General features: G+C 46.2%; 9 protein-coding genes. 7 read left to right on the top strand and 2 right to left on the bottom strand.

The annotated features are described in order from the left end of the window. Nucleotides 1-36: 36 nt before the first annotated feature. On the bottom strand, nucleotides 37-555 hold the full coding sequence (locus tag NL644_RS20670) for an FxsA family protein (RefSeq protein WP_109170183.1): 519 nt from the start codon (nucleotides 553-555) through the stop codon (nucleotides 37-39). A 430-nt stretch (nucleotides 556-985) separates the two neighbouring features. Here NL644_RS20670 and aspA point away from each other — a divergent pair, with 430 nt between their 5' ends. The 4 genes from aspA (at nucleotide 986) to NL644_RS20650 (ending at nucleotide 6,717) form a co-directional block, all read left to right on the top strand. Then, nucleotides 986-2,437 (top strand): aspartate ammonia-lyase, encoded by a 1,452-nt coding sequence (gene aspA, locus NL644_RS20665; protein WP_005397540.1) that lies wholly within the window; start codon nucleotides 986-988, stop codon nucleotides 2,435-2,437. 175 nt (nucleotides 2,438-2,612) lie between these two features. Continuing rightward, nucleotides 2,613-3,920, top strand: coding sequence for an anaerobic C4-dicarboxylate transporter (locus tag NL644_RS20660; protein WP_065646964.1), 1,308 nt, complete (start codon nucleotides 2,613-2,615; stop codon nucleotides 3,918-3,920). Between the two features lie 161 nt (nucleotides 3,921-4,081). Next, entirely contained in the window at nucleotides 4,082-5,893 is a 1,812-nt protein-coding gene (locus tag NL644_RS20655; protein ID WP_253658746.1) for a protein-disulfide reductase DsbD, read from the top strand. A gap of 194 nt (nucleotides 5,894-6,087) precedes the next feature. Further along, on the top strand, nucleotides 6,088-6,717 hold the full coding sequence (locus tag NL644_RS20650; protein ID WP_005397542.1) for a response regulator transcription factor: 630 nt from the start codon (nucleotides 6,088-6,090) through the stop codon (nucleotides 6,715-6,717). 2 nt (nucleotides 6,718-6,719) lie between these two features. Here NL644_RS20650 and NL644_RS20645 read toward each other — a convergent pair whose 3' ends face one another. After that, nucleotides 6,720-8,465 carry a potassium/proton antiporter gene (locus tag NL644_RS20645; protein WP_047010251.1) on the bottom strand — a complete coding sequence of 582 codons (1,746 nt, stop codon included), beginning with the start codon at nucleotides 8,463-8,465 and terminating at the stop codon, nucleotides 6,720-6,722. 520 nt (nucleotides 8,466-8,985) lie between these two features. Here NL644_RS20645 and NL644_RS20640 point away from each other — a divergent pair. From NL644_RS20640 to NL644_RS20630, 3 genes are all read left to right on the top strand, one after another. Beyond that, nucleotides 8,986-9,249 (top strand): DUF4212 domain-containing protein, encoded by a 264-nt coding sequence (locus NL644_RS20640; RefSeq protein ID WP_005397548.1) that lies wholly within the window; start codon nucleotides 8,986-8,988, stop codon nucleotides 9,247-9,249. 12 nt (nucleotides 9,250-9,261) lie between these two features. Continuing rightward, nucleotides 9,262-10,989, top strand: coding sequence for a sodium:solute symporter family protein (locus NL644_RS20635; RefSeq protein ID WP_253658745.1), 1,728 nt, complete (start codon nucleotides 9,262-9,264; stop codon nucleotides 10,987-10,989). Between the two features lie 256 nt (nucleotides 10,990-11,245). Continuing rightward, on the top strand, nucleotides 11,246-11,728 hold the full coding sequence (locus NL644_RS20630; protein ID WP_012841321.1) for a hypothetical protein: 483 nt from the start codon (nucleotides 11,246-11,248) through the stop codon (nucleotides 11,726-11,728). Nucleotides 11,729-11,891 lie beyond the last annotated feature (163 nt).

Below are 11,891 nucleotides of genomic sequence, written 5' to 3'. Positions count from 1 at the left end.
CGTGCGCCCTTTTGTTTTCTTTACTCTCTGACTCAATCAGTTGAGCTTGTTGCGATCATCATCGTCTTTACGCTCGTATTCCCCTTCAAAGGTATTGCCATCTTCTGACTGGGAATTAAATGGGTCACGGCGAAACGGGTCTTGCTCAAATGGCCCTTGGTTAGAGAAACCACCTTGGAAGCCACCACCATGCATGGTTTTCACCACCATTTTACTCATCAAGTATTTGGCAATCGCGGCGCGTGGCGCAGGAAGCAACACCAGCATACCAAGAGCATCGGTCATAAAGCCCGGTGTTAACAGCAGCACGCCAGCCACCGCTAGCATTACGCCTTCAAAAATTTGCTGGGCTGGAATTTCACCTTGTTCCAGACGCCCCTGCACAGACATCAGAGTTTGGATGCCTTGGCTGCGCACCAACGATGCACCGACAAATGCCGTGATTAATACTAATGCGATAGTCGGCCACAAACCTAAAAAGCCGCCCACCTGAATAAATAAGCCGATTTCAATGATCGGGACAAAAATAAACGCCAATAATAAGATAGGAAACACACGCCCTCCTTTGTTTAATTCAGTGTAATGGTAAAAGCGGACTAAGCTCAAACGAATCGTTGTAAAAAAGCGTGTTCATACTGGTCTCTTCCTACGCAGAAAAAGCAGTAGTGGAGTGTTTCATTCAATTGCATACCGATTTTTTCGTGCTTTTAAAGTGCTAATTTCGAACTCTAAAAACCCATGTTTGTCGAGGAAAATCGAGTACCCATAAAGGGTTATTAATAACCCGTTCATACTTTGCAAATTATTGACTCATGAAAAACGAAAAAGGTGATCTAGTTACTATTTTTATGCGCTAGGTGCAGTATCATGTGCCACATAAGTCAGGACGGATTTTCCAGCCAAAAATTCTGATGAATGGATTCTAGATTGCAGAAATGGCTAATAAATAACTTTATTATCAGAATTATCATCTAAGGATCCTGCTATGGCTACCCTATCTGATGCTCCAAAAACAGCAAACCCAGCCACTCGTATTGAAGAAGATCTATTAGGTCAACGTCATGTCCCTGCAGATGCGTACTACGGTATTCATACGCTACGTGCGATCGAGAACTTCAACATCTCTAATATGACCATCTCTGACGTACCAGAATTTGTACGCGGTATGGTAATGACCAAAAAAGCAGCGGCGTTGGCAAACAAAGAACTTGGTGCGATTCCAAAAGACGTTGCAAACTACATCATCGAAGCGTGTGATTTGATCCTAGAAACTGGCAAGTGCATGGATCAGTTCCCATCAGACGTATTCCAAGGTGGTGCGGGCACTTCCGTGAACATGAACACAAACGAAGTGATCGCAAACGTTGCGCTTGAGCTAATGGGTAAAGAGAAAGGTCAATACGAATTTGTTAACCCAAATGACCACGTAAACAAGAGCCAATCAACCAACTGTGCGTACCCAACGGGTTTCCGTATCGCGGTTTACAACAGCGTACACAAACTAATGGAAGCAATTGAGTACCTAAAAGGCGCATTCGAACTTAAAGCAATTGAGTTTAAAGATGTACTGAAAATGGGTCGTACTCAGCTACAAGACGCGGTACCGATGACTGTAGGTCAAGAGTTCCACGCTTGGGCAGTAACACTAAACGAAGAGATTCGTGCTCTAGATTACACCTCTAAACTACTCCTAGAAATCAACCTAGGCGCAACCGCAATCGGTACAGGTCTAAATACACCGACTGGCTACCAAGCGCTTGCAGTAAAACATCTAGCGGAAGTAACAGGTCTTGACGTTGTTGCGGCAGAAGACCTTATCGAAGCGACTTCTGACTGTGGCGCATACGTAATGACGCACAGTGCACTAAAACGTCTAGCGGTGAAACTATCGAAGATCTGTAACGACCTTCGTCTACTTTCTTCTGGCCCACGCGCTGGTCTAAATGAATTGAACCTACCTGAAATGCAAGCAGGTTCTTCAATCATGCCAGCAAAAGTAAACCCAGTTATCCCAGAAGTAGTAAACCAAGTTTGCTTCAAAGTTCTAGGTAACGACAACACGGTTTCTTTCGCAGCAGAAGGCGGTCAGCTACAGCTAAACGTAATGGAACCAGTTATTGCACAAAGCATGTTTGAGTCTATCTCTCTACTACACAATGCGTGTGTGAACCTACGTGATAAATGTATCGACGGCATCACAGTCAATAAAGAGACTTGTGAAAACTACGTTTACAACTCTATCGGTATCGTCACTTATCTAAACCCATACATCGGCCACCACGAAGGTGACATCGTAGGTAAGATTTGTGCGGAAACCGGTAAGAGTGTTCGCGAAGTTGTGCTAGAGCGCGGCCTGCTAACCGCAGAAGAGCTTGATGAAATCTTGTCAGTCGAAAACTTCATGCATCCAACTTACAAAGCGAAACGCTACGAGTAATAACTAATTCGAAGGGGGCCACTCAGGCCCCTTTTTTAGGCTCTCATACGGTTAACCACATTTTTTATATGCTTTTATTGCCATTAGGCCACTGGGTTCTAATTCTCTGAGCATTTACTCCTGTTCCTGAGTGTTCAAAAAATCAGAATCAATAAAAAACTAAAGAGGTATCAATATGGTCATGGTCGAACTCTTCGTGGTTCTGCTCTTCATCTATTTGGGGGCTAGAATCGGCGGTATCGGCATTGGTTTTGCTGGTGGTGCTGGGGTCATTGCGTTGTCTTTGATCTTAGGTGTGCCAACAAGCCAAGCTTACATCCCAGTTGACGTAATTTTGATCATCATGTCTGTCATCACGGCTATCGCAGCAATGCAAGTGGCAGGTGGTTTAGACTGGATGGTGCAAGTTGCTGAAAACTTTTTGCGCAAGCATCCTGAGCGCATCACCTTTTATGCGCCTATCGTAACTTACCTAATGACGCTGATGGCCGGTACTGGCCACACGGCATTCTCTACGTTGCCAGTGATTGCAGAAGTCGCGAAAGGCCAAGGCGTGCGTCCTTCTCGTCCACTGTCTATCGCAGTAGTGGCATCGCAAATCGCGATCACTGCATCACCAATCTCAGCGGCTGTTGTCGCGTTTGCGGCAATGCTGCACCCATTTGGCGTTGACTACCTAACACTACTAGCAATCTGTATCCCAACCACGTTCATCGCTTGTATGATCGGTGCGTTTGTTGCGAACTTCATGGGCTGTGAGCTAAAAGACGATTCTGAATACCAAGAGCGTCTAGAAAAAGGCTTAATCAAGCTAAATACAGAAGCAAAACGCGAAATCCTGCCAACAGCGAAAAAAGCAACCTTCATCTTCCTAGGCGCGATCGCATTCGTAGTGTGTTACGCAGCAGCAATTTCTGGCTCTGTTGGCCTTATCGAGAACCCTGCTCTAGGTCGTAACGAAGCTATCATGACGGTAATGCTAGCAGCCGCGGCAGCTATCGTAATGAGCTGTAAAATCGACGCTGGCAAAATTCCAGCCGCAGCAACATTCCGCTCTGGTATGACAGCGTGTGTGTGTGTTCTTGGTGTGGCATGGTTAGGTTCTACGTTCGTTAACGCGCACGTTGACGGCATCAAAGAAGTCGCTGGAGCACTACTAGCAGACTACCCATGGATGCTAGCGCTTGTTCTATTCTTCGCGTCTATGCTGCTTTACTCGCAAGGTGCAACCACGGTTGCGCTGATGCCAGCAGCACTTGCTATCGGTGTGGCACCACTTACCGCAGTTGCATCTTTCGCAGCAGTAAGTGCGCTATTCGTACTGCCAACTTACCCAACGCTTCTAGCAGCGGTTGAGATGGACGACACGGGTTCAACTCGTATCGGTAAGTACGTATTCAACCACCCATTCTTTGTACCTGGTGTGGTAACCATCGCTTCTGCAGTAGCACTTGGCTTCGCATTCGGTGGTCTACTGATCTAGTAGAAACAGAGTCTTACTCGGGGAGCTTCGGCTCCCTTTTTTATTGCCTGTCGTCTTGAATTATGCTCAATAAATCTTCATTTTCATGAAACTTATTGACTCGCCTCCGGGTCTGATTGAGTTACACTAACGGCAATTATCTAAGATGAATTGACTCTTTTATGCGCGCATTACTTTCCGTTTTACTCTTAGGGCTTATTACCTTTTCCACTCCGTCTTTGGCCTTGTTCGGCAAAGACCAGTTTACCAATAGCCAGAACAACAGTTTTGGTAGCAGCAGCGACAGCTTTGTTCCGGTCGATCAGGCATTTCCGTTTAATTTCTACCAGCAAGACGACAAATTGATGCTCGATTGGCAGGTACGCGATGGTTATTACCTGTATCAAGAGCGTTTATCTGTGTCTGGTGAGAACATCTCACTGGGCGAACTGCAAATGGAAAACGGCACGCCACATAAAGATGAATTCTTTGGTGATGTGCATATCTATACCACACCACTATTTGTCAATATCCCACTGAGTAATTGGCAAGAGGGCGCACGTGTCATTGTGCAATATCAAGGCTGTGCGAAAGCGGGCTTCTGCTACCCACCAGAAACACGTGAGATTCCAATCAGCGCGTTTTCTTCATCCAATTCCGACACCGTAGCACCGACTGCCAAGGCACCAGCGACAGAACAAGCACAGCCAACAACAAAATCAACCACCACTTCAGTACCAGTCAGTGAGCAAGATAGCTTAGCCGCGAATCTAGCCGACAAGTGGTGGACGCCGTTGTTGTTTTTGGCACTTGGTGTGGGTCTAGCATTTACACCTTGTGTGCTGCCGATGTACCCAATTTTGACCAGCATCGTGCTTGGCAGTGGCAAGCTGAGCCAACGTCGTGCGCTTGGTTTGTCATTTGTTTACGTACAAGGCATGGCGCTGACTTACACGCTGCTCGGCCTTGTAGTGGCGTCTGCGGGCATGCAGTTCCAAGCGGCGATGCAACACCCTTATGTGCTGATTGGTTTGAGTGTACTGTTCATTGCATTAGCTATGTCGATGTTTGGTCTGTACTCATTGCAGTTACCAAGCAGCGTGCAAACGTGGCTGAATAACTTAAGTAACAAGCAGCAAGGTGGTAGCAGTGCAGGCGTGTTTGCAATGGGGGCAATATCTGGCTTGGTTTGTTCTCCGTGTACTACCGCCCCACTCTCTGGTGCGCTGCTTTACGTCGCACAAAGTGGCGACTTACTCACTGGTGGGGTCGCCCTTTACGCGCTAGCGATGGGCATGGGTATTCCGTTGATCCTTGTAGCGGTATTTGGCAACAAGTTGCTACCAAAAGCCGGCGGTTGGATGGACCGCGTGAAAACGCTGTTCGGCTTTATTCTGCTTGCTGCGCCTATCTTCTTGTTGGAACGTATCATGCCAGAAATATGGTCAACAATTCTGTGGTCAACACTGGGCATCGCTGCCTTTGGTTGGCTGTATCATGTGAAAAACAGCTTGGAGTTTGGTGGCTGGAAACAAAGCGCCGTTGGCATCATGGCCGTATTGGGTTTGCTCGCGTCAGCACAGCCAGTATTAAATTACTGGTTTGGTAATAACGCAACGCAAGCTCAACAAACTTCCGTAAGCTTTACACGCATTGCCAATGTTGCAGAGTTGGAAGAACAACTAGCGCTAGCCAAAACAGCTGGCAAACCTGTGATGCTCGACTTCTACGCCGATTGGTGTGTGGCGTGTAAAGAGTTTGAGAAGTACACCTTCCATGATCCAAGCGTCGAAGCCAAGCTAAAAGACTTTGTTCTTTTGCAAGCTGATGTAACCAAGAACCAAGTGCAAGATATTGAGTTACTCAAACACATGAACGTACTTGGCTTGCCAACCATCGAGTTCTGGGATGCGAATGGCGAACACATTTCAAACGCGCGTTTAACCGGCTTTATGCAAGCCGAGCCTTTCTTAGAGCACATCCAACAATTCTGATCACCAGATATTCAAACGCCAGTGATGACCACTGGCGTTTTTTATTACCCAGATTTGAATGAGAAAATTGCGCTTATATGCAATTTTCCTAATAAAAGTCGATTTGGTTCAGACTTTTAGCGAATAAATATTGTCCACTCTCTCAAAGCTGGACAATAATAAATTTAACGAAATAGTCAAAAGTGTTTAACGTCATGGATTCGACCTACACCATCATCATTGCAGATGATCACCCACTCTTCCGTAATGCCTTGTTTCAATCTATCCACATGGCAATCAGTGGGGCAAATTTGCTGGAAGCGGACTCACTCGACGCACTACTGGCTTTGTTAGAGCGAGAAGAAGAGCCAGATTTGGTGCTATTGGATCTCAAAATGCCAGGAGCAAATGGTATGTCTGGCTTGATTCACTTGCGAGCAGAACACCCAGACTTACCAATCGTCGTCGTCTCGGCTAGTGAAGAGCCAGCGATCGTGACACAAGTGAAAAGCCATGGTGCGTTTGGTTTTATTCCTAAATCGAGCGATATGCGCGAATTGGTGAATGCGCTCAATCAAGTGCTCAATGGCGACCCGTATTTTCCTGAAGGGCTGATCACCAATAACGCGGCATGTAATGACTTAGCGGAGAAGATTGCCGCGCTAACGCCACAGCAATATAAGGTGTTGGGGATGTTGTCAGATGGCTTACTGAACAAACAAATCGCCTACGAATTGAATGTTTCAGAAGCCACCATCAAAGCGCACATGACGGCGATTTTCCGCAAGCTCGGCGTAAAAAACCGCACACAAGCCGTCATCATGCTAACGGAGATGAACGACTAGGTTCACTCCTCGTCAGCGAGCAGGCTTTGCTCGCTTGGCAACCGGATACCTACTTTGGTGACTTGTTGGTCAACGACATCGGCAATGATCCATTGCAAGCCTTGCCACTCGAATTGGTCCCCTAACACTGGTGTACTCCCCAATTGTTCTTCTACAAGGTTTCTTAAGCTTTTATCGAGTGATTCATCGCCCAAGTTCAGGCCATACATCATCGCAATATCGGCAAGGTTAACTTCAATATCGAGGAAGAAATCACCAAAGAATCGTGCCAATGACGCTTTCTCAGGCGCTTCACTAAATAGCAAGCTCAGGGCATCCAAATCCTTTTCTTGCGCCAACACACACAAGGTATCGTCTTCTTCGAGGCGCGTACTACCTGACGGATGCAATAACGCTTTATTGCGAAATACTGCGGCGATGCGCGTTCCATCCGGCATCGAAAGACTACGCAATGGTTCACCAATACACCATTTATCCGCTTTAAGCTTATAGATAAACAGTTCCCACTCACTAGTTGGGTAAATCTCCACACCTGTGCGTGAAATTGGCTCAGGTTTAGAAGGTAGCTCTACCTTCGCCAGAGACATCGCTTTAGTCAATGTGCCACCTTGTACAATCAAAGAGACCATTACCACGAAAAACGCCAAATTGAAGTACAACTGCGCATCTGGCAATCCTGCCATCATTGGAAATACCGCCAGAATAATTGGGACAGCACCGCGCAAGCCCACCCAAGAAACAAACCACTTTTCACGTGGTGTGAAACTCTTGAATGGCAGTAAACCGATCCAAACCGAGATTGGACGGGCAAATAAAATCATCCCAAAGGCCAGCGCCAAACCAGGCAACGCAATAGAGAGCAAGTTGGAAGGCGTAACCAATAAACCAAGCACGAGGAACATACCGATTTGAGCTAGCCACGTCATGCCATCTAGCACATGAAGAATGGAATGGCGGCTGCGTGTTGGACGATTACCTAGCAGTAAACCAACCAGATAAATTGACAGAATACCGCTGCCACCTAATGCATTAGATAAAGCGAAAATCAGCAAGCCACCACTGACGGTTAAAATCGAATATAAGCCATCCGGCAGTTGATTACGATTGATGACCTTCCACAAAATCCAGCCACCAGCAAAACCGAGTAAAGCGCCAATACCAAACTGCTTAAGAAAACTGAGCGCCAAAAAGCCCACACTCAAATCTGCATCTGGGTTCGCTAAAATAGCAATCAGAGTAACAGTCAGAAACACCGCCATAGGATCATTGGTGCCGGATTCAATTTCCAGCGTTGAGCCAACACGTTCGTTAAGACTACGACCTTTGAGTAGAGAAAAAACCGCGGCAGCATCTGTGGAGCCGACAATCGCACCAACTAATATACCTTGCAGCAAGTCTAAGTCGAATAACCACGTTGCCATCAGCCCGGTCAAAATAGTGGTGATCGCAACCCCAAACGTTGCCAAGGACACCGAAGGCCATAACGCCACCCTAAAGCTGGCAACCCGTGTTCTCATACCACCATCGAGCAAAATGATGGCTAATGCGAGGTTACTGACCAAGTAAGCGATCGAAAAATTATCAAATAAAATACCGCCTAAACCGTCTTCCCCCGCCAGCATTCCAACGGCTAAAAATACCAAAAGAATTGGGATTCCCAACTTAGAGGAAACTGGGCTTAAAAGAACGCTAAGTGCGATTAACAACGCACCTATAAGAAAAAAACTATTAATGGTGTCTGCGTCCATTCTCACCCTCCCTTAATGAAAAACGATATGCTTGTGATGAGCTAAGGCGACTTCGTTAATAAGTTAATGCCTTAATCTGCCTCCTCCTTAAACCGTCCCAAAGCGCGAGGTTGTACGAGAATGACTCAGTTATATTACTTTATTGTGCGCTAAAACGGTGATTTGGTACGAAAACTTTATGTAAATAAATTACTTGTGAATTTTTCACGCCAATTTTTTCGCTGATTGATAAAAAGAAGAACGCAGAATGTTTCTGTTAAGGATCGCTAAAATCAATGAAGAAAAAATTAATCACGTCTCTTATTCGTGCTTTTTATCATTTTTCTCCTTAGACCTTTGGCTAGTTTAACAGCTTTTTAACATTAACAAATAACCCTAACTATTCTCTAAGCGCCCATATCACGGGAGTTTTTTATTTTTTATACCCCGACTAAAGTTGAAAAGAGTTCTTGCCAACACCTTGCTAATGTACATGTTGAAACATTTTTTTAACAACAATACCAATCGTAAGGAGACGGCAATGGCATTTGAAAGCGAAGAAAGAGCCAAAGCCTATTGGGACAAAAACGTGAAGCTCATGATTGGCCTTATGGTCATCTGGTTCGTAGTGTCTTTCGGCTGCGGCATTTTATTTGTCGACGTACTTAATCAATTTCAATTAGGTGGATACAAACTTGGTTTCTGGTTTGCTCAGCAAGGCTCCATCTACACCTTCCTAGGTATTATTTTCTATTACGCATGGAAGATGCGCCAAATCGACCGTGAATTCGGCGTAGATGAGTAAGGAGTAACTCAGATGGATTTGAAAACTATTACCTACCTGGTTGTTGGTGCAACCTTCGTCCTCTACATCGGTATTGCGATCTGGGCGCGTGCGGGGTCAACCAAAGAGTTCTATGTCGCAGGTGGCGGGGTCAACCCAATCGCTAACGGTATGGCAACCGCTGCTGACTGGATGTCGGCGGCATCGTTCATCTCAATGGCGGGTCTGATTGCCTTTATGGGTTACGGCGGCTCCGTATTCCTAATGGGTTGGACGGGTGGTTACGTACTGCTTGCACTGTTGCTCGCCCCTTATCTACGTAAGTTTGGTAAGTTTACGGTGCCAGAGTTTGTTGGTGAACGCTTCTACTCGAACACGGCACGTATCGTGGCGGTTATCTGTCTTATCATCGCATCGGTCACTTATGTTATCGGCCAGATGAAAGGCGTTGGCGTTGCCTTCGGTCGCTTCCTAGAAGTTGATTACTCAACAGGCCTACTGATTGGTATGTGTATTGTATTCATGTACGCAGTACTTGGCGGCATGAAAGGCATCACATACACGCAGATTGCTCAATATTGCGTACTCATTCTTGCTTACACTATCCCTGCAATCTTTATCTCTCTGCAACTTACAGGTAACCCGCTACCTCAGATTGGCCTCGGGAGTACCATTCAAGGCACCGATGTTTATCTGCTCGATAGGCTCGACCAAGTGGTGACCGAACTCGGCTTTAGTGAGTACACCACACAGGTTCGCGGTAGCACACTAAACATGTTCGTTTACACCATGTCATTGATGATCGGTACTGCAGGTCTACCACACGTTATCATCCGTTTCTTTACAGTACCTAAGGTGCGTGATGCGCGTACTTCTGCAGGCTGGGCACTTGTGTTCATCGCTATTCTATACACAACGGCGCCAGCAGTATCAGCAATGGCACGTCTAAACCTAATGGATACCGTCACCCCTGCGCCTGGTCAGCACCTTGCGTATGATGAGCGCCCTGATTGGTTCAAGAACTGGGAAACAACAGGTCTATTAGGCTTTGATGATAAGAATGGCGATGGCCTGATTGAGTACACCTCAAACCCTGACACCAATGAATTGCGAGTTGACCGTGACATCATGGTACTAGCAAATCCAGAAATCGCTAAGCTACCAAACTGGGTCATTGCACTCGTAGCCGCTGGTGGTCTCGCTGCAGCACTATCCACAGCTGCGGGTCTGTTGCTCGCTATTTCGTCGGCGATTTCCCATGACTTAATCAAAGGGGTTATAAATCCGAACATATCCGAGAAGAAGGAGCTGCTTGCCAGCCGAATCTCGATGGCGGTGGCAATCGCAGCCGCAGGCTATCTCGGATTGAATCCTCCTGGCTTTGCCGCTGGTACGGTGGCGCTCGCCTTTGGTCTTGCTGCGTCATCCATCTTCCCTGCGTTGATGATGGGTATCTTCAGCAAAGGCATCAATAAAGAAGGCGCAATCGCCGGTATGATTGCTGGTATCAGTATCACACTGTTCTACGTATTCCAGCACAAAGGCATCCTATTCGTTGCTGACTGGAAATATCTAGAAAGCTGGGGAACCAACTGGTTCCTAGGTATTGAGCCAAACGCGTTTGGTGCTATCGGCGCACTATTTAACTTCATCGTGGCATTCGCGGTATCGAAAGTTACGGCGGAAACACCTCAAGAAGTTAAAGATCTTGTTGAACACGTTCGTGTCCCTGTTGGTGCAGGCGATGCCGTGGATCACTAAAATATAACGCAAGCCACAAAAGCCCCACTTGGGGCTTTTTTATTCACCTAACTTATTCTAATAATTAGATTCCCTGAGCCGTAGCAAGGAAGCACACGAATGGCATTGGTTATATGTTCGGGGAACGCAGAAACAATCGTTTAGAACAAGGCAAAGATTGCAGCAAGCTAGTTGCTCTACCTTCAAAATCATTAACGAAGTTATTAGTGATTTTAGCCAGTAAAAATGAACAGATAATTGATGGAATTAGTATTTTATGTTCAAAAACAAGCACTTTATTCTCGCACTGCTGATTGCGCCGATTCTTTCTTTGATCGCCTACTTCGGCACCGATATGGCACTCAGCGAGAAACCCCACGCGGCACAAGAAGGGGAAACTTACAAACTCGCGAGTAAGTCTAACTGTCGTTACACCAGTGGACTGTGTGACATGGAAAATGGCGACTTTAAAGTGAAGTTTCGCTCAGAACAGCTCACGAAAAATGGCTTAGAATTGTCACTCAATGCCGCCTATCCACTCGAAGGGGTCAAAGTTTCCATCGTTAATGACGAAGAGAAAAATGCTCAGCCGATTGATATGAAGCCCGCCGATCAGGCTGGAAAAAGTTGGTACATTACCTTACCAAGACCAGCATCCGCAGAAAGTTGGTTAAGAGTCGTCATTCAATCTGGAGGCACACTTTATTACGGCGAAACACAAACCGCGTTTGTGAAGTACGAAACCTTATTTACAGAGTAATGGCCACAGATAAAGACACCGATATCCAAAACGTCGATACCTCATTGTCACCTCAGGACTAAATAATTCCCTCTCTGCCGACGCTTTTACGTCGGCTTTTGTTTCCGTAAGTCTTTCTTCAACAACCTCTTACTCTAAAAAGGGTTGCCAACCCACCACTTAA

This window comes from Vibrio sp. Y10_XG_PY6, from assembly GCF_024181795.1.
In the GTDB taxonomy this organism is placed as follows: Bacteria; Pseudomonadota; Gammaproteobacteria; order Enterobacterales; family Vibrionaceae; genus Vibrio; species Vibrio diabolicus.
The sequence above is the reverse complement of the archived record's forward strand: the minus strand, read 5'-3'. Positions and strand labels throughout refer to the sequence as shown.